This window comes from Acinetobacter chengduensis (assembly GCF_003664645.1).
Lineage (GTDB): Bacteria > Pseudomonadota > Gammaproteobacteria > Pseudomonadales > Moraxellaceae > Acinetobacter > Acinetobacter chengduensis.
In genome coordinates, this window is the sequence record NZ_RCHC01000027.1 from 1 (window position 1) to 23,439 (window position 23,439).

The 23,439-nt window shown below is 42.2% G+C and carries 29 protein-coding genes and 1 pseudogene; 23 read left to right on the forward strand and 7 right to left on the reverse strand.

Features of this window, described 5'->3' with window-relative positions:
• The 5 genes from D9K81_RS16475 to D9K81_RS16490 all read right to left on the reverse strand — a co-directional run.
• The coding region (locus D9K81_RS16475; protein WP_147433945.1) for a DDE-type integrase/transposase/recombinase at positions 1 to 1,437 on the reverse strand (1,437 nt) is incomplete at its 3' end.
• Complete coding sequence (locus D9K81_RS16480; protein WP_121523755.1) at positions 1,437 to 2,327, reverse strand: DUF3102 domain-containing protein; 891 nt, start codon at positions 2,325 to 2,327, stop codon at positions 1,437 to 1,439. The genes D9K81_RS16480 and D9K81_RS16475, both read right to left, overlap by 1 nt.
• Before the next feature lie 13 nt (positions 2,328 to 2,340).
• Complete coding sequence (locus D9K81_RS16485) at positions 2,341 to 2,634, reverse strand: helix-turn-helix domain-containing protein (RefSeq protein ID WP_121523757.1); 294 nt, start codon at positions 2,632 to 2,634, stop codon at positions 2,341 to 2,343.
• Positions 2,631 to 2,768, reverse strand: a complete 138-nt coding sequence (locus D9K81_RS18485) for a hypothetical protein (RefSeq protein WP_171406961.1) — start codon at positions 2,766 to 2,768, stop codon at positions 2,631 to 2,633. Before D9K81_RS18485 ends, D9K81_RS16485 begins: the two co-directional genes overlap by 4 nt.
• Before the next feature lie 45 nt (positions 2,769 to 2,813).
• Positions 2,814 to 3,014, reverse strand: a complete 201-nt coding sequence (locus tag D9K81_RS16490) for a DNA-binding protein (protein WP_121523759.1) — start codon at positions 3,012 to 3,014, stop codon at positions 2,814 to 2,816.
• 99 nt (positions 3,015 to 3,113) lie between these two features.
• Between D9K81_RS16490 and D9K81_RS16495 the strand changes: the two genes are divergently transcribed.
• The 8 genes from D9K81_RS16495 to D9K81_RS16530 all read left to right on the forward strand — a co-directional run bounded on the left by D9K81_RS16495 (position 3,114) and on the right by D9K81_RS16530 (position 8,371).
• Positions 3,114 to 3,770: an XRE family transcriptional regulator gene (locus D9K81_RS16495; protein WP_121523761.1), complete on the forward strand. Its 657-nt coding sequence runs from the start codon at positions 3,114 to 3,116 to the stop codon at positions 3,768 to 3,770.
• Positions 3,771 to 3,785: 15 nt separating this feature from the next.
• Positions 3,786 to 4,379 (forward strand): hypothetical protein, encoded by a 594-nt coding sequence (locus D9K81_RS16500; RefSeq protein ID WP_121523763.1) that lies wholly within the window; start codon positions 3,786 to 3,788, stop codon positions 4,377 to 4,379.
• 75 nt (positions 4,380 to 4,454) lie between these two features.
• Entirely contained in the window at positions 4,455 to 4,928 is a 474-nt protein-coding gene (locus tag D9K81_RS16505; RefSeq protein ID WP_235831052.1) for a M15 family metallopeptidase, read from the forward strand.
• Between the two features lie 12 nt (positions 4,929 to 4,940).
• Positions 4,941 to 5,588 (forward strand): DUF7940 domain-containing protein, encoded by a 648-nt coding sequence (locus D9K81_RS16510; RefSeq protein ID WP_121523767.1) that lies wholly within the window; start codon positions 4,941 to 4,943, stop codon positions 5,586 to 5,588.
• On the forward strand, positions 5,581 to 5,862 hold the full coding sequence (locus tag D9K81_RS16515; protein WP_120375065.1) for a DUF2730 family protein: 282 nt from the start codon (positions 5,581 to 5,583) through the stop codon (positions 5,860 to 5,862). Before D9K81_RS16510 ends, D9K81_RS16515 begins: the two co-directional genes overlap by 8 nt.
• Before the next feature lie 6 nt (positions 5,863 to 5,868).
• The gene (locus tag D9K81_RS16520) at positions 5,869 to 6,162 is read left to right on the forward strand and encodes a VpaChn25_0724 family phage protein (protein WP_121523769.1); all 294 of its coding nucleotides are present in this window, start codon (positions 5,869 to 5,871) and stop codon (positions 6,160 to 6,162) included.
• Positions 6,163 to 6,173: 11 nt separating this feature from the next.
• Entirely contained in the window at positions 6,174 to 6,734 is a 561-nt protein-coding gene (locus D9K81_RS16525) for a phage protein Gp27 family protein (RefSeq protein WP_121523771.1), read from the forward strand.
• Entirely contained in the window at positions 6,734 to 8,371 is a 1,638-nt protein-coding gene (locus tag D9K81_RS16530; RefSeq protein ID WP_121523773.1) for a hypothetical protein, read from the forward strand. Before D9K81_RS16525 ends, D9K81_RS16530 begins: the two co-directional genes overlap by 1 nt.
• A 14-nt stretch (positions 8,372 to 8,385) precedes the next feature.
• Here D9K81_RS16530 and D9K81_RS16535 read toward each other — a convergent pair whose 3' ends face one another.
• Positions 8,386 to 9,189 carry a hypothetical protein gene (locus D9K81_RS16535; protein WP_121523775.1) on the reverse strand — a complete coding sequence of 268 codons (804 nt, stop codon included), beginning with the start codon at positions 9,187 to 9,189 and terminating at the stop codon, positions 8,386 to 8,388.
• Between the two features lie 41 nt (positions 9,190 to 9,230).
• Positions 9,231 to 9,959 carry a DUF4145 domain-containing protein gene (locus D9K81_RS16540; protein WP_121523777.1) on the reverse strand — a complete coding sequence of 243 codons (729 nt, stop codon included), beginning with the start codon at positions 9,957 to 9,959 and terminating at the stop codon, positions 9,231 to 9,233.
• Between the two features lie 196 nt (positions 9,960 to 10,155).
• Here D9K81_RS16540 and D9K81_RS16545 point away from each other — a divergent pair, with 196 nt between their 5' ends.
• The 15 genes and pseudogenes from D9K81_RS16545 to D9K81_RS16615 form a co-directional block, all read left to right on the forward strand.
• The gene (locus tag D9K81_RS16545) at positions 10,156 to 10,923 is read left to right on the forward strand and encodes a DNA adenine methylase (protein ID WP_121523779.1); all 768 of its coding nucleotides are present in this window, start codon (positions 10,156 to 10,158) and stop codon (positions 10,921 to 10,923) included.
• Between the two features lie 218 nt (positions 10,924 to 11,141).
• Positions 11,142 to 12,727 (forward strand): annotated as a pseudogene (locus D9K81_RS16550) (DUF935 domain-containing protein).
• Positions 12,720 to 14,030, forward strand: coding sequence for a phage head morphogenesis protein (locus D9K81_RS16555; RefSeq protein WP_121523781.1), 1,311 nt, complete (start codon positions 12,720 to 12,722; stop codon positions 14,028 to 14,030). The pseudogene D9K81_RS16550 and the gene D9K81_RS16555 overlap by 8 nt, the downstream one beginning before the upstream one ends.
• Positions 14,031 to 14,037: 7 nt before the next feature.
• The gene (locus D9K81_RS16560; RefSeq protein ID WP_121523783.1) at positions 14,038 to 14,586 is read left to right on the forward strand and encodes a phage virion morphogenesis protein; all 549 of its coding nucleotides are present in this window, start codon (positions 14,038 to 14,040) and stop codon (positions 14,584 to 14,586) included.
• A gap of 66 nt (positions 14,587 to 14,652) precedes the next feature.
• Positions 14,653 to 15,747 (forward strand): phage protease, encoded by a 1,095-nt coding sequence (locus D9K81_RS16565; protein WP_121523785.1) that lies wholly within the window; start codon positions 14,653 to 14,655, stop codon positions 15,745 to 15,747.
• A 2-nt stretch (positions 15,748 to 15,749) separates the two neighbouring features.
• Positions 15,750 to 16,172 (forward strand): hypothetical protein, encoded by a 423-nt coding sequence (locus tag D9K81_RS16570; RefSeq protein WP_121523787.1) that lies wholly within the window; start codon positions 15,750 to 15,752, stop codon positions 16,170 to 16,172.
• Positions 16,172 to 17,098: a Mu-like prophage major head subunit gpT family protein gene (locus D9K81_RS16575; RefSeq protein ID WP_121523789.1), complete on the forward strand. Its 927-nt coding sequence runs from the start codon at positions 16,172 to 16,174 to the stop codon at positions 17,096 to 17,098. The genes D9K81_RS16570 and D9K81_RS16575 overlap by 1 nt, the downstream gene beginning before the upstream one ends.
• A gap of 18 nt (positions 17,099 to 17,116) precedes the next feature.
• Complete coding sequence (locus D9K81_RS16580) at positions 17,117 to 17,545, forward strand: gp436 family protein (RefSeq protein ID WP_121523791.1); 429 nt, start codon at positions 17,117 to 17,119, stop codon at positions 17,543 to 17,545.
• The gene (locus D9K81_RS16585) at positions 17,545 to 18,147 is read left to right on the forward strand and encodes a phage protein Gp37 (RefSeq protein WP_121523793.1); all 603 of its coding nucleotides are present in this window, start codon (positions 17,545 to 17,547) and stop codon (positions 18,145 to 18,147) included. Before D9K81_RS16580 ends, D9K81_RS16585 begins: the two co-directional genes overlap by 1 nt.
• 261 nt (positions 18,148 to 18,408) lie before the next feature.
• Positions 18,409 to 19,248, forward strand: coding sequence for a phage tail protein (locus D9K81_RS16595; RefSeq protein WP_121523801.1), 840 nt, complete (start codon positions 18,409 to 18,411; stop codon positions 19,246 to 19,248).
• Positions 19,249 to 19,259: 11 nt separating this feature from the next.
• Entirely contained in the window at positions 19,260 to 19,427 is a 168-nt protein-coding gene (locus tag D9K81_RS18490; RefSeq protein WP_171406962.1) for a hypothetical protein, read from the forward strand.
• Positions 19,428 to 19,547: 120 nt separating this feature from the next.
• Positions 19,548 to 19,925, forward strand: coding sequence for a hypothetical protein (locus D9K81_RS16600; protein ID WP_121523795.1), 378 nt, complete (start codon positions 19,548 to 19,550; stop codon positions 19,923 to 19,925).
• Between the two features lie 17 nt (positions 19,926 to 19,942).
• Positions 19,943 to 20,248: a hypothetical protein gene (locus D9K81_RS16605; protein ID WP_121523797.1), complete on the forward strand. Its 306-nt coding sequence runs from the start codon at positions 19,943 to 19,945 to the stop codon at positions 20,246 to 20,248.
• A 218-nt stretch (positions 20,249 to 20,466) separates the two neighbouring features.
• Complete coding sequence (locus tag D9K81_RS16610; RefSeq protein ID WP_235831053.1) at positions 20,467 to 22,665, forward strand: phage tail tape measure protein; 2,199 nt, start codon at positions 20,467 to 20,469, stop codon at positions 22,663 to 22,665.
• Positions 22,666 to 22,736: 71 nt separating this feature from the next.
• Positions 22,737 to 23,439: DNA circularization N-terminal domain-containing protein (locus D9K81_RS16615; protein WP_171406963.1), on the forward strand; the 703-nt coding region annotated here is incomplete at its 3' end.

Genomic DNA, 23,439 nt, shown 5'->3' on the forward strand with positions numbered 1-23,439 from the left:
ATGCTTTTTGGCAATCGCTTTGTCTGCCTGTTCTAATGTGTCTGCGTTGTAAGCTTTTTTGATGATGCGCTTGCGGTTTTCATCAATTGCACTTTGTGGCATTGCTTTCATTTCTTCACCGATCACTGCTGCATTAACCCCAAAACCAAACATATCTGTCTGCACGGGATCACAGGTGTAAATCACTTCATTGCCATGTTTATCTAGGCAGAGGACATCAATAGATGGTGCACGGTATGGATTTACAACCACTTTCAGTTTTGCCTTTGGATAGACACCATCGATATGACGAACGTCATAATCGTTTGAGCCATAGCCTTTAATGGCATAGCTGACTTGCAGTTTTGCATCGACAGTTCGTTCCACAGGTGAAGTGCTTAGCAACTCTTGGCAAAGTTCCAGCGGTGGTGCAATGCGCAACTGAATAGGTGCAATGGTTTGCCAAACTGCGTTGCGTGAGCGTTTGGTGCGACTATGAATTTGCGTTTCATTCCACATCATTCGCCACTGAGCGGCGGTTTGGTTTAGATGCTCAATGCTGTCAATTTTGATGAAGCGCAGACGGCCTTCAAACTGGGTTTCGACAATATTTTGAGCATTTTCAACTTGACCTTTGGCCTGTGAATTACCAGTTGCATGCGCAATAAAAGTCACATCTAAGCGTTCAAGCAGATTCTTAAAAAGACCTGATGTGTTGGCGCAACCTTTATCTGTATAAAGAATGAAAGGCACACCATGAAGAGGCTCTTTCATCGAACGTTTTTGAACACAGTTCAAAAAGATTTCCGTCAAGTTTTCTGCGCTTTCACTGCCGTACACATATTCAACATAAATTGAGCCTGAAAAATGGTCGGTGATGACGTAACGGATCACGCGGTCACTTTCAATCTTCTTCACATTTGCAGGCTTGTTTTTGTAGAACTTCTTTTCGTCCATGACTTGCATACCGCCACGAGGGAGGTAGAACAAAACACAGATGGAAGCATCGACTTGCCAAACATGGTTTGGGTGTAATGACTTTTGTTGCGTGTGCGCAGATGGTGTAGCCAGCTGTTTTGGATGGCACATGTTGTTTTTCATCACACGTGCAATGGTTGCAGCTGATACATTCGGCGCTTTGCCTTCAGCTTTTAAAATGCTAAGCGCAGTGGTAATTGGCAGAGTCTGTTTGCCATTCACACGTGTTGCTACATGCACCATACCGCCAATTTGTTCTGCAACTTCAGCAGTCACTACTGATTTTCCTTTGTCGCTACGCTGTTTTCGCTCAGTTTTAAAGCCTACTGTTTCAAGATCACGGTAAAGCTGTGCTTTACTGATCTGAAGATGTTCACAAGCTGTTGCTACAATTGAGCCTTTCTCGCCAAACCCAGCATTTGTGAGCTTTGACGCGACATCGCGTAAATAATCCTGCACCGCTAAGTTTGGGGTTGTCATTATTCAGCCTCCAGCTCAGAAGGCGCTGCGCTCATCCAAGATGGGTTGACCATGGCTTGGAAATCAATTTGAATGCCTAGGTCGACACTGGTCTGCGCAATTTGCTGAAACAGTGCAACTACGTTGGCTTCTAGCCGGTCTTGAATGTCATACAATTCATGTTCATTGATTGCATCGACAATTGAGTTGATGCTATTTGTAAAGCGAACGGTGTCGTTATGCATGGTGAGACATGCTTTGTTCATTTCTTCTAAAGCTTTTTCAGCCAAGCGCTGTGGTTCAGATTCAGTGCGTTTCTGAATTTCAGCTGGGCTATTCAGCTTAGTCAGCTTTTCATCCAGCTCATTGGCTTTTTGATCTTTCTTTTGAATGATCTGGTCTTTGGCTTTGATGTCTTGGTCTTTAGATTCAAGTGCTTTTTTTGCATCATGTAATGCTTTTTTTAATTCTCGAACCGACATGGTTTCAATGGTGTCTAGTGAGACATCACCAATGCTTCCACCTTGCTCAAGCACATCTATTTCATCATCATCTAAGGTGACCAATTCAAGTAGCTTTGTTTGATTACCTGCTTTCTGCAAAAGCGAACTCGAATTCGCTTTTGAAAATTTAAGTACAGCTGACATGAACTTCTGTGCCATGCGTGGAGTGAAATTCAGCATTTCTATACGTTTATTAAACTCACCATGCGGTGTCATCTCTTTAAGGATTAACAGACGCTTGCCTAGTTCCATGCATGCTTCAACAGTGCGTTGCTGGTAGAAACGTATTTCATCCTCTAGTGCGCCAACTGTTAATGCACCTTGATAGCCAAGTTGAGTGGCTAATGCACCTAACTTTTGAGAGTGCTCAGAAAGAGTTATTTCTGTAGCTTGTTGTTCTAAGTCCATGATGAACCTCTAATTAAAATGTAACGCTGGTGCGCTGTTCGTATTCAGCCATGCGCGCTTTGGCCCGTTCCATTTCGCTGTCGTGGGCTTTAGCCATCTGCACCAGCGCTGTACCTAATGTGTAAAGATCGTTTTCATCTTTTTTTACTAAGCCTTCTGCTAACAGTGTTTGCAGTGCTCTGTAGGTTTGAGCTGGAGATTCACCAAGTTTTTTTGACAGCTCTTGATTGGTCACGCCTTGCAGGCTATGACCGCGTAATGCCTTAAGCACTTTTAAAACTTTCTCAGCAGACTTCACTGTGCTCATTTACGTACCTCAGTCCCTGTGTATGTTGAAAGTTCTTGGCGCAAAATTTCGTTATCGTTTTCTGCGAAGTACCAGCCAGAAAATCCAATCATTGTTAAAATTAAATACAGGACTGCAAAATATTCGTTTTTCATTGCTCTTGCTCCATGTGCGAAAATGTGCAAATATGTGCAAAGTAACTAAACAGTGACTTTAGTTTCTTTTTTTAAGCCGAGAGCTACGGCTATTTCATGAGCTCTACCAAAGTTACCCTTAGCTTGCCCATTAAGAACTTTGTAAACTTCCTGCGGAACAAAACCATTTTTAGTAGCCCAATTTGAGACTGGAATGCCACTATTAATGAATTCTTGTTTAACTTGAGCTGGAGTTTTAATTTGCATCTTGGTCACCTTTGTGTGTCTTTATGCGGATTAAGTAGAACCTTTAAGCACACAATAGTAACTAATATGTTACCTGTCAACTAGTTTGGAGTATTTTTTGTGACTATTGGACAAAGATTGAGAGAAGAGCGAGAGCGTCTTGGTTACACTCAGCCTGCTTTTGCTGAATTGGCTGGTACGACCAAAAAAAGCCAAATTGATTATGAGAAAGATTTAACGCAACCAAAAGCTGGATATCTTGCATCTATTGCAGGTGTTGGTGCTGATATTAATTATATTGTTACTGGAATTAGTGAAAGGTCACCAAAAAGTAACCGAATCGATTGTATTGATGGTTTCACAGTTGTTCCTGTCCATGATGAAGTATTGATTTCAGCAGGCCATGGATCAGTTTTATGTGCTGAAAATAAACCGTCGAGTTATATGGCCTTCAGAAATGATTGGATCCGTTCACGAGGTTTTTTCGCCAAAGATTTAAAGGTATTTATTACTCGTGGCGACAGTATGGATCCTACTATTTCTGATAAAGAGCCAATCTTAGTCAATACGGTTGAAAAAGATCCACAAGACGGCCACATCTATGTGATTCGTTCTGGTGAAATGACTTGGGTAAAACGTATTCAAATGCAGATTGATGGTTCATTGCTATTAATCTCAGATAATAAAGTTTATCCACCGATGTCTATTAAACTTGATGAATCGAGTGATGTTGAAATTATTGGGAAAGTTGTAAATTCGAGTAAGAATTTTTATTGATGAGGTAAGGATTAAGTGAAAAAAATTATAATTCTAGGCCTATTTCTTTTAGCTGGTTGTACAGGACAGGAAGCTCAGAAAGTTGAAAATTCTGCTTCTTCAGAAATTGTACCTTACATAAATAAGAGTTATAGCGAATCGGATTCTGCCGCAAAAATCGATTTTATTCAGCTAACTCAACTTGCGATTAATAATTTATCGTCAATGCAGGCTGGATACAATTCTGATGCTACTGAAGTAAAGTTCCTGTCTAAGGAGGTACCACCTGATGCTAAATTTCTCCCATCACAAGATTGGCAAAGTGTAAAAATATCAAGAAATAAAGATTCAGAAATTTGGAAAAGTTTTATTGTAGAAGTCTTTGATTCGAAAAATTATGAACAATCCAAAACGACTTCATTTAGTATTTGCAAAGATATTTGGAAAGATATAGATAACAGAGTTCCAACAGTAATTGATGAATTAGCTGTGAAAATTAATGAAAATGAAAAAGTAGGATCGACTCCAGCAACTCAACATATTCGATATGGCTATTTTTTTAATCTTGATGCAACTCATTATAAAGATGGATATCCTGTTGTATGTGCAATTAGCTATGCTAAAAAATAATCGGAAGCCTTTCCGCCTGACATTCCAAATATAAAAACAGCAACATGGCCTCATCATTAGATGAGGTTTTTTGTTGTGTCAAATACCCCTAAAAAATTTGTACTTTCAAAGTTAAGTCTTGGTCGTCTTGATGGAGTAAATCCTGTACTAGTTAAAGTTGTTAAGCGTGCGATTGAAATCACACAGCAAGACTTTCTTGTAGTTGAAGGTGTTCGTACTAAAGAACAATGCTATATCAACTACGGCAAAGGCCGTACAGCTGCACAATGCACCACTAAAAGCGTGCCTGCATCCTATGCTCAACCTAAACTTGCAAAAGTCACATGGCTGAATAATCCACTCGATAGTAAGCATGTTACTGGCAAAGCGGTTGATTTAGTGCCGTACCCAGTCGATTGGAATGATCTATCTAAATTTGACCAGATTGCCAAAGCCATGTTTGCCGCCGCTAAAGAGTTAGGTGTGTCGATCCGCTGGGGCGCAGACTGGGACAATGACGGTAACTATCGCGAAAAAGGTGAATCTGACTCACCGCATTTTGAACTTTAAGGAGGATATTGAATGCCCTCTAAAGTTAAAAATAATCTCGCCCAGCTGGCGAAAGTTGAACGTTACATCGCTCGCTTTCAAACATTGTCCAACATCCATGAGCGCGCACTGACTAAGCATAAGGATCAACTAGATTATTCATGGAAAGATGGTTATGAGAAAGGTGTAAGTGCTGCTAATACAACACATCATGTCGCTCGGCAAACAGCAACTGAAGCTGAATCAGAAAAAATTCAGCAACTACGCCTACAACTTTCGACCCTTGAAAGTGAGCTTGATCAAGCAGTTTTAGAAACGGCTGAAGCTAAACAAAAACTATTAGATCAGGCAAAGCGCCATCAACAGCGTGTAGATGAACTTAAAGCTGAAATTGCACAGAAACATGAGCCGATTATGGCTGAGCTGGGTTCAACTTTGCATACAGGTTTTGTAGTGGGAAATTGGCGCGACAGCTGGAAATGGATCAGCAACTGGTGCTTTGGTCTGATTGTTTTCTTCGCAACTACACCTATTCCTCCAGAAGTGCTGGCAGTACTGCCCGAAAATATCCGTTATTACGTGATTGCCTTTACTGCATTTTGTGGGTTTGTGGGGCGGTATTTGAATCAAAGCAAACCTGTACCGCTGCCGCCAATTCATGCTGGGGATGCCGATGTTTGAAACCCTCAAACTCAACTTTTCAGAAGCCAATTGGATCGTTACCACGATCCTTGGCATCTATATTTGGTTCATCAATAAACAAAGCGCTTCAGCAAAAGAAATGCTTGATTTACGCATGCGTGTGGTTGAACTGGAAAACACAGTAAAAGACATGCCATCAAAAGTAGATGTTGAAAATTTGCGTGGGGAATTAAATTCACTGAATAAGCAAATGGACAGTGTTCAGCATGGTGTTCGGCGTATTGAACAATGGCTTATTGATAATAAAAAGTGAGGAACTATGAGCTTTGAAAATCAGCTTAAAGAAGAAATGCGTTTAGTGCTACTTCGCCTGTTGAATGAAATGCCATCTTATCGCGGTAATAGCTCAACCCTGCATAGCGGGTTAGATCGTTGGGGGTTAAGTTTTAGCCGTGATCAAATCAAAACAGAACTGTACTGGCTGAAGGATCAGGGTTGTTTAAGCATTGAAATGGATGATCCAGCTGTCATTGTGGTGAAATTGACTGAACGCGGTCAGGATGTGATCGAGAACCGTACCCGCATTCATGGTATCAAACGACCTTCGGCTTAGGAGGCAACAATATGTCATCCATTAAAAAATTGCCTGAAGATCAACGGATGTTCATTGAGAAGCTACTGCGCGAAGATCGTCTGACGCTTAATGAAATGCTGGATGAAATTCGGGCTGAGTTTCCAACCGCAACAATTCCTAGTCGCTCAGCATTAGGCCGATACCATAAAAACTTTGAAGATGAAGCGCGTGAGTTCAGAAAAATTGCTGCTGCTTCGGAGCATTTGGTTAAGGAGTTTGGTGAAGACCCAGATGATAAAGGTGGCATGCTACTAGCTCAGGCAGTTCAGGCTGTAGTCACTAAACGCGCACTGGATGAATTGACCAAGCCGAATGATGATCCTGAGAATCCACAAATGGATATTGGTGCTGTAGGGGCTTTGGCGCGTGCTGCACGTGCAGCAATTATGACCAAAGAGAAAGCTATGGAGAACCGAGCTGAAGTCCGCCGTCAAGCACGTGAGGAACTGCTAAAAGAACAGGATGAAAACCTGAAAAAAGCCGCAGCATCACAAGGTATGGGTGAAGATCAAATTCAATTCTGGCGTGAAAAAGTATTAGGTATTAAATAATGACTGCACCAAAACCTCGGCAAAACACAGTACGAATTATTGACTGGGATGAACTTCCAGAGCGTGCACGCAATCTGCCTGACAATCTAAACCCATTTGAGGAAGGTGTTTTGATGAAACACCAAGTTGAGTGGTTGAAGATTAAGACAGACATTAAGGCATGCCCTAAAGGTCGTCGTACAGGTATTACTTTTGCCGAAAGCTTTGATGCAGTGTTTACTGCTGCCGCAAGTAAAGAAGCTGGTGGCATGAGCGTTTATTACATTGGCGATACCAAAGAAAAAGGTTTGGAGTTTATTGGTTACTGTGCCAAGTTTTCCCGTGTGATTGCTGAAGCTCAGGGGCAAATTGTCCAGATTGAAGAGTTTCTCTTTGAAGACCAGAATGAAAAAGGTGAAACACGTCAGATCACAGCGTACCGTATTCGTTACGCTAGTGGGTTTCAGATCGTTGCTTTATCCAGTCGTCCTGAAAACATCCGTGGTCTGCAAGGTAAGGTCGTTATTGACGAAGCAGCATTCCACCCGAACGTACAAGGTGTAATGGAGGCAGCAACTGCGCTTTTGATTTGGGGTGGCCGCATCTCTGTGATTAGTTCGCATAACGGTAAAAATAATCCGTTCAACCAATTCATAAAAGACATTGAAAATGGTGTGTTTGGTGAGGATGCTAAAGTCCATGTGGTGACTTTTGATGATGCGGTTGCGAATGGGTTGTATGAACGTGTGTGCTTTATGCAAGGCAAAGAAGCCACGCTTGAGGGTAAGAAAAAGTGGTACACCAAAATTCGTAAAGCATACGGCAGTCGAAAAGCAGCTATGCGTGAAGAATTGGATGCCATCCCGCGTGACGGATCATCAGTCTGCTTGCCTGCACTTTGGGTTGAGCGCGCCATGCCTGAAGTACGGACAATCCTGCGCTTAACTCTGGGGGATGACTTTACCGAGCTAACACCAGATGAGCGTGATGCTTATATTGATGATTGGATTCAGCGCTACTTAGAGCCTGAACTTCAAAAACTGGATAAGCGTAAACAGCACTGTGCCGGGCAAGACTATGCACGTCACCGCGACTTCAGTTTTATTTTGCCGTTTTATATTGCCCAAGACTTGCGTCGCATTGCACCTTTTGCCATTGAGATGCATAAAGTGCCTGGGCGGATGCAGAAGAAGATTCTTTGGTACATGCTGGATCAGTTGCCACGTTTTGGCGGTATTGCTATGGATGCAACTGGTTCTGGTGAAACACTGGCTGAGGATACTGCTGAAAAATATGGCGAGCACATGGTGCATCAAATCAAACTGAGCCGTGCGTGGTATGGACTTTGGACGCCTAAGCTGGTCACAGCTTTTGAAGAAGATATGATTGATTTACCACGGGATGAGAACCTGAAAAATGACTGTTCTGCAATTGAAGAGGTAGACGGAATTCACATGGTGACTAAGGCGCGAACCAAAGATATTAAAGACCCTGAACTATACCGCCATGGCGATGGTGCTGTAGCGATGATTCTAGGTTGGTTTGCCAGCTTGCATCTTTCTAGTCCTATCGAATTTATACCCCTGCCATCTGCAAGTGAGTTGGAAGCTAATCATGATGATTATGATGGCTGGTTTAGTGATGCTGGTTGTATATAAATTACATAAGTTACTCAGTTAAATGATTTATTTTTTATATAGTAATCAAAGTCATAACTAAGTTCATCTTTTGTATAATCTCGACTGATGGTCAGTTTAATTAACTGAAACTGCTGATTATCATATGCATCAAGATATTTAATATTTATATCAACTTCAAATGAATCAAAGGTTTCATATTCATAGCCATAAGGTAAATATAATGATATTTGGGGACTTAAAGTTAGATCATTATTAAGATAATTAACGTGAGTAGTTAAAGTTGTGTTCTTGCTAAGACTTTCAATGATAAAGTCTATATTTCTGCAAATGGCACGACTATTCTTAATCTGACAATTTAAAATTAATATCCCATTGCTAGTTCCATCTAAATTTTTAGCAACTGGAGAAATATTAAATTTTTCGAAATGAAAAAATGGCTGGGCTTCTATAGTATCTAAAGTATTCTGACGTGATTCTTTCTTCTTTGTTAACTCTAAATCGGCCTGAGTTGTTTCAACTAATAATTTTTGCTGTTCAACACTATTGGCTAATTCTCGATACTGTAATTTTAGAGCAGTAGTATTTTGTTTCAGCTCTTTACCTTGTTGCTTGTAACCTAGATATAAGAATAAAAAGGCAAGTGGTGAGAATGCACCTGCTAAAAAATCACCAAGCTCGTTCAGAGCCATTGCTTGTTTAAGATTTGCATAACAAATTAAATAAATTATTGAATAGCTAGTTATAAAAATTAAATAGGATGTCACTAACCAGAAGATCAGAGCATTATTTTTTTTAAATAGAAGTAAATCTATACACATCTTTTTTCTGATCTTCATGAAGCAACTTTCATCCTATAAATTTTCAATCTTTGACAAGCTTATACTTGTCTACGTTCAACTCGACGTTGGTGAGCAGTTTGAATACGGGCTGGCTCTGTATAAATTCGTTCTAATAAAATATATGTGAAGTCTAAAAGGTCAGCCGCGTCGTCCTTAGATAGAGAACCATCATGTGCAGCATCATTTCCATCATCTTTAATGCAACGAGATAATTCTTCTAATTGTTTCGGCAGTATGTTGTTATTAAAAATCCAATTGAGTCGGCTATGAATTGTTTTTTTATCGTTTGTTGTTGGGTTTAGACTCGCATACTGGCTAATGATATTTTTAGTAGTTATATCAAGACAAAGTCTAAACATCGCTCCTGAAGCATTATAACAACTGATTGCATAACATTTTGCTGCTTCCTTAAAAAGGGATTCCACTTCATCTGGAAGATATTCAGGGGGTAATTCTGTACTAGGTAGAATTGGTGAATATTTAAAATCTACAAACCCAGATTCAATGCTACATCCTTTACTTAAGAACTCTCTTAAGGCTTGTATTCTTAAATTAGCATTCTTACCACACTTTGAGTCTAAAGAGAGGCTTGTACTGTATGTAACTCTCGCGTTAATACATATAGATACACTACAAGATCTACATGTAGAAAATAAATACCAATCATTAGAGGTAGAAACAGTTACTCCCTTCGGTTCGGAACCATTTACATCAAATGTGCTTTTTTTAGCAGAGCAATTAGGGCAGTCAAAAATAAAAGTACTCATATTTCTCCTAACATTGCGGAAAAGCTTCCGTCTTCTTATAAAGTTATAAATAAAAATAATAAAACGAGGAGACGAACATTGTTGGAGCAAGATTCGCCTCCTTTGGTAATAGCACTACCGCAGGCAAAGCCTCGTTACCCTGATCAGAGTAAATGCAGGCTATCAAAAATGAAATGCTTTTGCAGTAGGTGAAATCGTGAAAACTAAGCCAATAGTTCCTTGGATGGGTGGTAAGCGTCGACTAGTGTCGCAGCTGACTAAAAAAATGCCAGAACATGAATGCTATGTAGAATTATTTGCTGGCGGTGCTGCACTATTTTTTATGCGTGATCAGCAGTCTAAAGTTGAAGTGATTAATGATTTAAATGGTGAACTGGTCAATCTATATCGAGTTGTGCAGCATCATTTAGAAGAGTTTGTAAGGCAGTTCAAATGGTCACTGGTTAGCCGGCAGATGTTTGATTGGCTCAAAAATGCCAATACAGATTTAATGACAGATATTCAGCGGGCTGCTCGTTTTTATTATCTTCAGCATACTGCCTTTGGCGCTAAATGCTCCGGACAGAATTTTGGGACTGCAACTACAGCGCGACCAGTTAATTTACTTCGTATTGAAGAGCAGCTCAGTGAAGCACATTTAAGGTTGTCTGGTGTGACTGTTGAACATTTAAGCTGGGATGCGTGTTTAATGAAATATGACCGTCCTCATAGTTTCATGTATGCAGATCCGCCTTACTGGAAGCTCGCTGGCTATGGAGTGGATTTTGGTTTAGATCAATATGAAAAAATGGCAGAGCTGATGAAGACTTGCAAAAGTAAAGTGATGCTCTCGATTAATGATCATCCCGATATGCGAAATACCTTTGATGGTTTGAATATTGATACGGCAGAAATTAAATATACCGTAGGCAATTCTACGGCCAGTCGCAGTGTAAAACATGAATTAATCATCATGAACTACTGAGCAAGATGATTTATAGATTTATAAATCTTTATAAAAGCGTTTTTAGCGTTTAAAACAAGTTTCTGCATAAATGATCCATGCAGAAGCCCAAAGCGCTAAAAACGCTTTTTATGCGCTCCTAAAAAAACATAAAAATAAATGGAAGTTCTTCCGCCTGAATCATCCGTTGTAAAAAGTTTATGGTGATGCAAAATCCACTTTCCCTATTTGCACTCATCATGGCTAAAAAAGACCGCTCTTCAAAAAAACAAGACCGCACCGCTCTGGAGAAACCGCAGACCGCAGAAGTCGCTTGGCTGTCCAATCAGTGGCAGGAACATCCCGTCGTTGGAATGACCCCCATGCGTATGCACCGCTTGCTGACCGATGCTGAACAAGGCAACCTGCAGGCGCAAGCTGACTTGTTTTGCGATATGGAAGAACGTGATGGTCATATCTTTTCAGAAATGAGCAAGCGCAAGCAGGCTGTGAACAGTCTACCGTGGGGTGTGAAGCCCCCGAAGAACGCCAGCGAGCAAGAAAAGAAAATTGCGGAGGAAGTCTATGAGTGGCTGGATGACATTGAAGACTTTGAGATGTTTCTGTTTGAAGCCATGGATGCTGTCGGTCACGGCTACAGTGCACAGGAAATTAAATGGCACAGACTGGGTAATTTGTGGCTGCCTGAAAGTTTTGAACAGCTTCAGCCCCGTTTCATCATGACCCCGTATAAGCAGCCAAATGAGTTGCGTCTCAATGATGGCTCGCTGGATGGCTTGGAGTTTCAGCCATTCGGCTGGTTTATTCACCGTCATAAAGCCAAATCTGGTTACGTGTCTCGTTCAGGTTTATTCCGGGTGTTGTCGTGGCCGTTTTTGTTTAAGAATTATGGCGTGCGGGACATTATGGAATTCTTAGAGACTTATGGTCTGCCATCGAAATTAGGCAAATACCCTGCAGGCGCAACCGCAGAAGAAAAAATGACCTTGATGCGTGCAGTCATGAGTATTGGCCGTAATGCTGGCGGTATCATCCCGCAAGGCATGTCGATTGATTTTAATGACGCAACCGATGGTGACACCAATAACCACATGAATCTGGTGAAATGGTGTGAGCAGACGCAGTCCAAGATCATTGTCGGCGGAACCTTGCTATCGCAGGCTGATGGCAAAACCAGTACCAATGCGCAAAGTAAAACACATGAAAATCAATTTGAAGTCATTGTTAAATCTGACTCTAAGCAGCTGGCTCGGTCAATCAATGACAGCCTAGTCTCTGCGATGATGCAGATTAATTATCCAAATATTACACCCGACCGTTATCCGAAATTCTGGTTCGATACGTCTGATACCGAAGACCTTGAGAGCTTCAGTAAGTCGCTGGGTGAAATGGTTGATACAGGCATGAAAATTCCACTAGCGTGGGCGCATGAGCGTGCAGGCATTCCAATGCCTGCGGATGATCAAGAGGCTGTTTTAGCTCGTGTTCAACCGCAAATGCCACAATTAGCAATGAATAGCTGGCAGCCACACTTAATGAATCATTTGCTGGCAGTAATTCAGCGCAAATCCCGATTGATGAACAAGCGGTACAGCTCCAGCTGCGCGATCAAGCCAAGGAGGCTCAGCAAACCGCGGAACTCTGGATGCAGGATCTAATAACGAAAATCAATGCGGGACAAGATGACAATGAAATCTTGGCTGTTTTATCTGAGCTGTATCCATCCGACGATGAGCCTGTGCTTCAAGAAAAGTTAACGCAGTTGATTTTTGCAGCGGAGGTCTTTGGGCGCTTGAGTGCTCAGGCGGATGCTGAAGATGAGTAAAGTCCCGCAGCGCCCAGAACTGAATGCCTTATTTAACATGCCACCGCAGGATGCGATTGATTATTTACAGGCAAAGGGTTTTAAGATTGGCTGGGATTGGCATGAGACATTGAATGAAGCGCATAGCCGTGCATTTACAGTTGCCAAGGTGGCTCGTATTGACCTACTTCAGGATATTAAAAAATCTCTCATTGATGCGATGCAGCAAGGTCAAGGTCTTGAGCAATGGAAAGCTAATATTACCCCCACACTTCAAAAAACTGGCTGGTGGGGAAAACAGACGGTGATTAACCCTGCGGGGATGGAACAGACGGTTCAACTGGGTAGCCCTCGGCGCCTTAAAACCATCTTTGACACCAATATGCACAAAAGCCTTGCTGCTGGACGATATAAAGCAATGATGGCAACCGTTGAGACTCGTCCAATTTGGGTGTGGGTGCATATCTCAATTTCTAATCCTCGCAAAATTCATTTAGCCCGCAATGGTGAAGCACGTCGTTATGATGATCCTTTTTGGCTGTATGCCTATCCACCCACGGAATGGGGCTGTAAGTGCAAAGTGGTTGCAAGGCGTGAAAGTGATGTGGCTGATCAGAATTTAACGTTGATTCAAACCCAGCCTAAAGATATTGAACACCACCAAGTCATTGTTGGAAAAAGCAGTTTTACTGGGCAGGATGTTGTTTCTATGCAAACCCGCATTCGCATTAAGCAGCAAGACGGTTCTGAGTCTTTCTTCAGTCCAGCACCGGGGTTTAATAGTCATCCCGCTTCAAGCTACCTGCTTGATGCGGAATTAAGTAAACGTGCTGTGGATCTAGTGGGTGTAGATAAAGGCACTCAGCAAATTCAGCAAGTGCTGCTGTCTCGTCCACGCTTAAAAGCGCATGAGGCGTTTATTAAAAATTCACTGAGCGATACGCCGATCCAGAATAAAACCAGCACGGTTGCTGTAATGCACGCCACTGATATCGAGTTTATGGCTACCCAAAAGCAGGCTTTTGAAAACCCAATCATTAGCCTCGGTGATCAACTTTTTTTAGATAAGAGATCAATCCTGTCGGATGCTGAATGGGTGGATTTTCCTCGTCTAATTGCCCAGTCATGGCGTGTGCTGTGGGATCAGGCAAACAGCCAGTTGCTGTATTGGTTACCAACAATTGAGTCACACAGTGCGAATCAAGTGGTTCAGGTTGCAGTGCAATCTAAAAATGGTGTAATGCAGATCGTGGATGTTGCTGTTGTTGAGCGCAGCGCTACGGTGGATCGACTCAATGCCAATACATATTTAGCAATTCGGTAGGTGAATCATGAGTTTTATGGAGATTCAAAGCCCTGAGTTAATCGCAAAGTTAAATCAAGTTGCTGAGGCAATGCAGGATACATCACCATTGACTGCTACCATTGCGGGAAGCTTGGTAGCGGTTACTGATGATAATTTTGCGACTCAAGGTCGGCCAACCTGGGCTGGACGCAAACCGTCCACCATCAAGAACTACCAGCGTAGAGGCTTGTCTTATGGTGGTGTGTTGCAATTATCAGGCGCCTTACGGTCACGCATTACATCCAGTTCAGATCGGGATAGTGCCAGTATTGGCAGCAATATGCCTTATGCAGCGATTCAGCATTTTGGTGGAACCATTAAACACTCAGGTGGAACCCGCTATCAAAAAGGTGCGCGTCTAGCCAGTTTCACTAAAAATAGTTTTATTGGGCCGACTTCAGGCGTCACTGGAGCGCATGATATTCAAATTAAACCACGCCCATATTTACCCATGGATGCCAATGGATTTTTACAACCTGAAGCTGAAAATGAAATTTTTAAAGATGTGGATTTCTATTGGAAAAAATTCTTCTAATTTCCTGAAAATAATCGGAAGCCTTTCCGCCTGATCTTTTTATGCAGTTGGTTTTAATCTGACTGCATGAAAACGACCTTATTAGCCGCCACGTGCTCATTTGCCCTTGAGGCAGCCACACCTGATTACCTTGTGCTTATTCCTGAAGGAATATTTAAAGGTATTGATGGACGTCCATTTGATGCTCCGCACTGGAATTTAACACCAGAACGCGGCAAGCAAATTGTTGCCGCTTTAAACCAGCGCAGCATTGATATGGTTATGGACTATGAGCACGCGACACTAGAAGCTCAAAAGACTGGTGAACCCGCACCAGCATCCGGCTGGCTGAAAGCTGGTGGCTTTCAATATATCGAAGGAGTTGGTATATGTAGCGCAAAATTTACATGGACTGATAAAGCAGCTGGATTTATTGGTTCTGAAGAATATAAATATCTATCCCCAGTATTTTTCTATAGCAAAGCTGGTGATGTTCAGCATCTTCTGCATGTAGCGCTCACCAATACCCCCAATTTAGATACCTTGCCCGAAGCTCGTTTGGCTGCCGCAGCACAGGATTTTTTTGCCCAAAATTCACAACAACAGGATTCCACAATGGAAGAGTTATTAGAACAGCTACGCTGGATGCTGAATCTGCCTCTATCTGCGACTGCAGAAGAAATTACTGCTGAGCTTGAGAAGCTGAAAACGCAGATTAAAGAAAAAACAGGTGTTGCTGTAGCAGCCAATAGTCAAACCCTTTATGACGCATTGAATGCAATTGATCAGCTGAAAATTGCAGCCAACAGCTCAACTGCTGTTGATCCAACCCAGTTTGTACCAATGGCTGTTTATCAAGAAGCAGTTGCTAAAGCTGGCAATGCGGATGCCGCAATGAAGACCAAAGAAATGGATGACCTGATTACAGCTGCTTGCAGTGATGGCCGTTTGACGGGTGAAGCAACTATTAGCTGGTACAAGGATCAGGCAAAGACCAACCCTGATTTTGTAAAAACGCAGCTTGAAAGCTTGCCAAAAATTGCCGCGCTGACTCAACAGCAAACCAGTCAAGTCAACTTGGCTGCCAATTCTCAGCAAACACCAGCAGTTGATGCTGTTCAAAATGAAGTCTTTGGCTTGCTTGGTGTAAGCAAAGAAGACGCCGATAAATATGGAGCTTAACAATGCCCGGAACTAATACTTCGAATAAAACAGAATACCGTGATGGAATTTTAATTCCTGTCGCACTGGCAGCCGCTGCAGTTGTGTTGATGGGCACATTTGCTGTTGTTGGTGCAGACGGCTATGCAGTCACTTCTGCAAATGTTGGCGCTGCAGATCAAACTTGCATCGGTATTTGGGAAGATGATGCAGAAAACTTAGGTGCTGCCGGCGCAGCCCATGGTGTTGTGCGCCGCAACAAACAATTCTTGGTTGCAAATTCAGCAACTGATCCAGTCACTCAGGCCGATATGGGCCAGCTGGTCTATATCCAAGACAACCAAACCATTGCAAAAACAGATAACTCAGGTGTGCTCCCAGTCGCTGGCGCATTCATGGGCTTTGACCTTGAAAACCCATTGTATGTTTGGGTGGAGATCGTTTAATGAAATTTACAGCAGAAAATGCAAAGCAAGTACTCACTCACTTATTCACTGGATTTAAAACGACTTTCAATAAGTCTTTCGCTGAAACGGAAATAACTTGGGATAAAGTCGCAACAAAGGTGACGTCTACCAGTGCTGCAGAAAATTACGCTTGGCTGGGCAAGTTTCCTAAACTACGCGAGTGGATTGGTGAAAAAGTTGTAAAGCGCCTTGAGGGTCACGGCTATACGGTTAAAAACCGCTCTTTTGAATCTACTGTTGCAGTACATAAACATGAAATTCAAGACAATGAATTGCTTGGCCTTCCAGTGATTTTTTCATCTATGGGCGAAGAATCTAAAAGCTTCCCTCAAGATTTAGTTTTTGAAGCGCTTACATTGGGCTTTAAAAATAAATGTTATGACGGTAAGCCTTTTTATGCTACGGATCACCCCGTTGGTGACAAAGAGAAAAGTAAATTTTCCAATAAATTTGACAAAAAATTGTCTTGGGCGACTTTAGCAGATGCCGAAGCCGGCTATGGTGCTGCACGATCTTCAATGTTGGGCTTAAAAGATGAAAATGGACGCAGCCTTAAAATTAAGCCGAATTTACTAGTGGTTCCTCCTGCGCTTGAAACTACAGCTAAAGCTTTAATGACTGCTGCAAAGTTTGCTGACGGCTCTGAAAATATTTTCAAAGATACAGCTGAAGTATTGGTTGAAGCAGGCCTTGCCACTGATACTGAATGGCATTTGCTTGCAACAACTAAAGCGGTAAAACCGATTATTTATCAGGAGCGCCAAACTGCTGAACTGCTGGCTCAAACCGATATTAATTCCGACGATGTATTTATGCGTGGCGAATATAAGTTTGGTGTTGAAGCACGTGGTGAAGCAGGTTATAGCTTGCCTCATCTTGCAGCTGGCTCAACAGGTACAACCTAATAAATAAGGTGAATTGATATGTACGCAACGGCAGAAGCGATGACGCGCAAATTTGGTGAAACCATACTGATTCGGCTGACCGATACTGAGAAGCCTTATCAGGGCGTAATCAATATGGAAAAGCTGAATGCTGCAATGCAGGAAGCCAACAGTGAGATTGATGCTTATGTGGGTAGCCGCTACCCACTGCCGTTGCAGGTTATCCCTCCATTTTTAGTGAATATTGGTTGCAACTTGGCACGTTATTACGCAGTCACTGGTGATTTATCAGAAAACGACCCGATTAAAAACCGTTTTGAATCATCTATTAAAACCCTCACTAAAATTTCCAAAGGAGAACTGACGCTAGGCGGTTCTCCAGCTGGAGAGTCAAAACCAGTGCAAACCTCGTCTAACAATGTGCAGTTTGCTGTGGGTCGCCGAGACTTTGGTAATGGAGGTTGGTAATGCTGGACTTATCTGTTATCGAGCAAGCCATTAAAGACGAGATGGCGCAGCAAATTCAAGATCGAAAATGGCCGTGGATTCGCGAAATCTATACTTATGGTGGTGAGTTTGATGATGATATTGATGCGGTTATTCGCCATTTTCCAGCGATTTGGATCACATTTGATGGCAGTAAAACTCCAGAAAAAATAGGTGTCAGCAAGACCAAGATGCCAATTACTTTTGTGGTGTTGGTTGGTGCTGAGTCTGTTCGTAATGAGGAGTCACAGCGCCATGGTGCGGGTGCTGATATTGGCACATTTCAAATGTTGCGTCATGTACAGCAATTGCTCACCGGTAATGACTTATCCAGCCAAGGTGTTAAAGGCTTAGCACCTTTGGAACTGGGTCGAATCAAAACCATTTTTAATACTTCTACCCGCGGCCAGTCGCTCAGTGTATTGGCGCAAGAATTTAGCACCTCTTACACAATTACGGCTTCAGACCGTATTCGAGAAGAAGTCGATGAAGAAGCATGGTTAGAACGTATCAATATTAATTACCATTTTGACCCTAAAGATTATGGCTTTATTGAGTCTGATCTGGTCAAGCTGAGGGAATAATTTATGACTATTCAAGCAGGCATTCGTACACCAGGTATGTATACGAATGTCAACATCAATACTCAGCGTACAGGCTTGCCTGCGAATACGCACAAGGTATTGTTTATCACCACTGATGACAAAGTCATGGATCAGCCTGTGGCGATTTATGACGAAGCAGATGCAATTGAAAAAATCGGCACTGACAGCATTGTTGGCCGCATGATCAAAGCGGCGGTTAAAACCAATCGTCTTGTTGATGTTCAAGCCATTGCACTGGCAATGAACACCACCGATCCGCAAGCCCCTGTGCCAGATGTGGATGAAACTACTGAGATTATTGCACCGCTGGGCCATACTATTTTGGCATTAGATGCTTCTCCAAAAATTGGCGATGACACAGAAGCGTGGGTTGATCACTTAAACTTTGTTAGTGATGCGATTGAGCAGCGCCCGGCAATTCTAGTTGTGCCTTTTTCAGATATTGAAGCAGCAACGGCTTTTGCTGCTCAAGCTCCAGTTGAAACTTGCTACCGCGTGGTTGCTGTGTGTTATCACGGTGCAACAGGTCAAGAAGCTGAAATTGGCGCTGCGATGGCTGCTGCATTAGCAGACTCTAGTGACCCAGCATTACCATTCAACGATGTAAATCTTGAAGGTGTTGATGCTGTTGAAGACAAGAACAAATTGACCTTTGAGCGCCAAGAAGCCGCCATGCGTGCGGGTGTTTGTATCATTCAAACCGGTGCAGATGGCACGCCTGAAATTGTACGTGCTATTTCAACATTCCGTAAAAACCCAGATTCAGGCATGGCGGATGACATCATGCTCGACATTAATGGCGCTTTAACAATTGACTATGTACGTCTTGTGATGCGTACAGCTGCAAGCAAAGAGCGTCGCCGCAAAAACACAGGCCCTGCACGCCGCAACTTGCGTTCAGTGTTTATGGCTGAAGCCATCAAGCTGGAAAAAGCGGAAATTTTAGAAAATGTCACAGCGACAGCGGATCAGCTGACTGTGACTCAAGACAGTACCGATAAAGCCCGCGCTAATGCTGAGATTCCTGCGCACTGGGTACGTGGTATGCATGTCATTGCCACGAATTTAAACGTGTATTAAGGATTATTTAATTGAAAAATTATCGAGTTCAAATTTTACATCACATCAGCTTAACGACTGAAGTTGAAGCTGAAAATAAAGATCAGGCACTGCAGATAGCTGAAGCTATTTCTGATGAGATTAAGCCAGTGGAGAATTATTCATCCAGTGAATTGTCCGTCAATGAAATTGAAACGTAATGTCTAGAATATAAAAGCTCACTCCGGTGGGCTTTTTTTTATTTAAATGGAAGTCCTTCCGCCTGATATTCAGCCGAAAATTAATAAAAAATAAGCCAACATTAATATGAGGCGACAACAATGGCTCAAGAGTCCGTTGGATTTATTATTCTGGGTGTGAATGGTGATGACTATGACTGTGCATCATTTACGTCAACCAAAACAACAGGCCGCCGCCCTGTAGCAACCATGAACCGTACTGGTGAAGTCAAGCATACTGCTAAAGGTATTCGCACCTATGCAATTACCGTTGCCGTGGTGATCCCTGATGGTAAGGATGAGGTGGATTGGCTAGAAGTTGAAGATGCTCGTATTAGCATTGAATCTGAGTCGGGTAATTTCCGCGAAACCTACACCGACTTCAACGTGCAAACCATCAGCGATTCATATGATGTGGCTGGTGAAACACGCCGAAACTTAGAAGGCTTTGCACTGAGCTACATTTCTGAAAACCTATAAACCATAAGGAAAACAATATGATTCAGGTTGAAGGCGAACTTCCTGTGGCACTTAAAGTGCTGGATGGTCAAACTGAGATTAAAAGCAAAAAGGTTGTCATGCGCCAGATGACTGCAATTGAATATATGCAGTCGCAGGCAGACACTGAAGCTGGTCAGTACATTGGCATTGCTGACCTTGCAGCAATGACCAAGCTGGTGGATGCGGATGGTAAAGAGCATACGATTAGTTATGACATGCTGGGTAACTCATCCCGCTCAAATCTCGACTATTTGAATGAAAAAGTGATTGAGCTTAAGGCAAAGGAAGCAGCCGCAGAGTAAATGAGGGAGCGCGGTTAATCCGCGCTCTTTTAGCTCTAGGCATTCCATATATTGAAGCTGTTCAGCTTCCTATAGATGTGGCAATTGCCATGCTCACCGATGAGCGGCTAAACAATACTCGTCCAAGAAACAACCGCAAAAAACACAATACATCTGAAACCACCACAACCACCAAAACAGCCACAAAGCGTAAGCATTCAAAACCAAAGGCATAAATCATGAGTAAGAATTCTGTAGTTTCATTAACGCTTCAGGTCAAGGGACAGCAAGCCAGTGCTGAGCTTAAGCGTATAGCTACAGATCAGCTTACTGCAGTTAAAAAAATAAACACGGAACAGCAGAAACTTGCGCCCCTACAGGCTGGGCAAATTAATAATGCTAAAAAGTTCAGTGATGAACTACGCAAGCAAGGTCAAGCTTTTACAGCACAAAAGCGTGAAGCACTTGCTGTAGACACTGCCCGCAAGCTGGGTATTCGGACTGAGCAACAGATTAATGCTGAAATTAAGAAAACCCACAACAGCTATGCTCAGTTGAGTATTTTACAGCGCCAAGGCGTTGTTACAGCGAAGGATATGGAACGCGCCTATGCGACCATGAAAACACGTGTAGCGGCGTTGAATGGTGAACTGGGTAAAACTGTACAGACAGAAAAACAGATCCAGCAGATTCAAAGAACTGGCGGTTCTGGAATGAGCACCCTACAGCGTGGTGGAATTATTGCTGGAGCTACTGTTGCGGGCGGTGCTGTTGTTTCAAATGCCTTACAAAAGCCACGTGACTACGCTCAGTTGATGACATATATCACTGCAACAGCTACTGGCGGACAAGGCCTAACAGCTGAACAACGGCTTTCAAAGACTGGTAATTTTGAAGGTTTTGTTAAAAATGCTGTACGTAATGGTGGCGGAAAACGTGAAGACGTTGCAGCAGCATTAAATGAACTTATTGCCTCTGGCAAATATGATGAAACCAATGTCTCTACAGCACTTTTATCATCTTCTAAAACAGCCTTCGCAGCTGGTGCGGATACAGTTGATGCTGCAAAAATGACCATTGCAATGCAGAATTTTGGAGTTAAAAACATTGATTTAGCACAAGATCGTTCAATGAGAGCGGGCCAAATTGGCAGTTTTGAGTATAAAGATCTTTCTAAATTTCTGCCTAGTCAAATGGCTATGGCAAAGTCATTTGGCTATTCAGGAGATGATGGGTTAATTAAGCTTCTTGCTTTAAACCAAGTTGCTAAAAGCACTGCTGGCGACAGTGCTGAGGCAGGAAATAACGTAGTCAACTTGCTACAAAAATTATCCAGCCGTGAACTCGCTGATACCTTGGCAGATAAAATTAAAAATACAGATGGTTTGCCAACTAAAGCTATTAAAAATAAAAAAGGTAAAGTTTTAGGTCAGGAATTTGATTGGGCTACGTATTCTACCCAACAGCGAGAACAAGGTGTTTATGGTGTGGAAGCTTTTGTAAAACTTCTTGAACGACAGCTTCAAGGAAATACTCAGTATACGAAGTTACAAAAAGAAGCTAATTCCGCCAAAACACCTGAAGAGCGAAAAGCAAAACTTGAAGATATGAGCAATATTGCTATGGGTAGTGAGTTAGGTCAATTTTTAGCAGACCGTCAAGCCCTATTAGCTGCGATGGCTGCTGTTTATAACAAAGATCAAACTGTAAATCTTGAAAAAAATATCAGCACTGCATCTGGTACAGTTAATTCAGACCTTGAAATGATTCGTCAGACGGAATGGGCAAAAGATCAAGCCGCAGATCAAGAAAGGCTATTTGCACAGTCCAAGGCTTATGATGCAGTCTCAGATTCTTTAGGACGCATAAAAGAACATCTTACTGAATGGGCGCAGGGAAATGAAAAACTTGCTGGTGCAACTTATGGGACTACAATTGCCGTAGGTGCATTAACTGTTGCTGCAACAACTGCCGCTATTGCGCTTAAATCGTTCGGCAATAATAGTCCATTACCAAATCTACCTGCAGGTACGGACACAAAGACAAAAGGCAAACCTAAAATTAAAGGTGCAGGCGGATTAAAAGCAGCTGGTCTTCTAGGAGGTGCTTATGCATTCTCAGAAGCCATAGAACCTATTGATGATTACTTATTTTCAAAAGTCGATAAACTTTTTGGTGGAGATGGCAAGAAATTTGATGCTGTTCAGTTTTCAATTGATCAGCAAAACCAACAAAGCACGGAACTTCTAGCTAAACAGCAAGAAGCCAATCAACTATCAAAAGATATCATTGGGAAATTAAGTTCTCTCATTAGCGTCACCCAGCAGAATAAACCGATCCCATTTAGTACAGGAAACCTTCTGAATGATATTTCAAACCATGCGGCGACTGAAGAAAAACGCCATGGCTTTAATTTATTGTCATTCGGCCAAAAATAAATGGAAGCCTTTCCGCCTGATATAAACCTTAAGTATTTTTAATAATGACCTCCTCGAATGGAGGTTTTTTTATGGGCTGGGCTGAAGAATTACAGGATGCAAGTTTCCGCGGTGTGCAATTTGAATGCACGTCGACCAATGATGCTGTGTCTAAATCCCTTGCTGTAAAACAGGCTCCATACTCAAATGATGCTGAAATTGAAGATATGGGGAACAATCCAGCAAATATCTCAATCAATGCGGTTTATTCGGGTGATGACTATAAGACTTGGCATGATGCGCTTATTGCTGCTTTGCTTGAGACAGGCTCTGGTGAGCTGATTCATCCTATTCACGGCATCATGCAAGTCAATGTTGTTGATTATTCTGTTGATCACAATGCTGAAAGCGTTGATTCATGCACCATTTCCATCAAATTCATTCAAGCAAAGGATAAAAAGCGCGAGCTGTTTGTTCCTGTTGCAGTACCCGATGAAATTTATACTGAAGACATTATTGACGCGCCAGCATCTGCTTTAGAGCAGTACTTAAAAAATCTTCAAGTACTGGATCAGAATCAGTTCTTTGATGCTGTGAATAATATCCGTAATGGCATTAATACTTTTCGTGACGGCCTGAATCTAGCCAAAACCACAATTGAAAATATTTTATCTCCAGCAGACTTTATTGTTGGCCTAGTTGATGATGTCAGTGGTTTAGTGACCTTTGATGCCAATATTTCCGCATTGTCTAAATGGCGTGATCTTGTTCATCGCGTACAGCGTTTTGAAAAGC

Coding starts and splice junctions, on each gene's coding strand:
- D9K81_RS16480 (WP_121523755.1), bottom strand. CDS start 2,327: ATGGACTTAGAACAACAAGCTACAGAAATAACTCTTTCTGAGCACTCT.
- D9K81_RS16485 (WP_121523757.1), bottom strand. CDS start 2,634: ATGAGCACAGTGAAGTCTGCTGAGAAAGTTTTAAAAGTGCTTAAGGCA.
- D9K81_RS18485 (WP_171406961.1), bottom strand. CDS start 2,768: ATGAAAAACGAATATTTTGCAGTCCTGTATTTAATTTTAACAATGATT.
- D9K81_RS16490 (WP_121523759.1), bottom strand. CDS start 3,014: ATGCAAATTAAAACTCCAGCTCAAGTTAAACAAGAATTCATTAATAGT.
- D9K81_RS16510 (WP_121523767.1), top strand. CDS start 4,941: ATGCCCTCTAAAGTTAAAAATAATCTCGCCCAGCTGGCGAAAGTTGAA.
- D9K81_RS16515 (WP_120375065.1), top strand. CDS start 5,581: ATGTTTGAAACCCTCAAACTCAACTTTTCAGAAGCCAATTGGATCGTT.
- D9K81_RS16520 (WP_121523769.1), top strand. CDS start 5,869: ATGAGCTTTGAAAATCAGCTTAAAGAAGAAATGCGTTTAGTGCTACTT.
- D9K81_RS16525 (WP_121523771.1), top strand. CDS start 6,174: ATGTCATCCATTAAAAAATTGCCTGAAGATCAACGGATGTTCATTGAG.
- D9K81_RS16530 (WP_121523773.1), top strand. CDS start 6,734: ATGACTGCACCAAAACCTCGGCAAAACACAGTACGAATTATTGACTGG.
- D9K81_RS16535 (WP_121523775.1), bottom strand. CDS start 9,189: ATGAAGATCAGAAAAAAGATGTGTATAGATTTACTTCTATTTAAAAAA.
- D9K81_RS16540 (WP_121523777.1), bottom strand. CDS start 9,959: ATGAGTACTTTTATTTTTGACTGCCCTAATTGCTCTGCTAAAAAAAGC.
- D9K81_RS16555 (WP_121523781.1), top strand. CDS start 12,720: ATGAGTAAAGTCCCGCAGCGCCCAGAACTGAATGCCTTATTTAACATG.
- D9K81_RS16560 (WP_121523783.1), top strand. CDS start 14,038: ATGAGTTTTATGGAGATTCAAAGCCCTGAGTTAATCGCAAAGTTAAAT.
- D9K81_RS16565 (WP_121523785.1), top strand. CDS start 14,653: ATGAAAACGACCTTATTAGCCGCCACGTGCTCATTTGCCCTTGAGGCA.
- D9K81_RS16570 (WP_121523787.1), top strand. CDS start 15,750: ATGCCCGGAACTAATACTTCGAATAAAACAGAATACCGTGATGGAATT.
- D9K81_RS16575 (WP_121523789.1), top strand. CDS start 16,172: ATGAAATTTACAGCAGAAAATGCAAAGCAAGTACTCACTCACTTATTC.
- D9K81_RS16580 (WP_121523791.1), top strand. CDS start 17,117: ATGTACGCAACGGCAGAAGCGATGACGCGCAAATTTGGTGAAACCATA.
- D9K81_RS16585 (WP_121523793.1), top strand. CDS start 17,545: ATGCTGGACTTATCTGTTATCGAGCAAGCCATTAAAGACGAGATGGCG.
- D9K81_RS16595 (WP_121523801.1), top strand. CDS start 18,409: ATGAACACCACCGATCCGCAAGCCCCTGTGCCAGATGTGGATGAAACT.
- D9K81_RS16600 (WP_121523795.1), top strand. CDS start 19,548: ATGGCTCAAGAGTCCGTTGGATTTATTATTCTGGGTGTGAATGGTGAT.
- D9K81_RS16605 (WP_121523797.1), top strand. CDS start 19,943: ATGATTCAGGTTGAAGGCGAACTTCCTGTGGCACTTAAAGTGCTGGAT.
- D9K81_RS16610 (WP_235831053.1), top strand. CDS start 20,467: ATGAGTAAGAATTCTGTAGTTTCATTAACGCTTCAGGTCAAGGGACAG.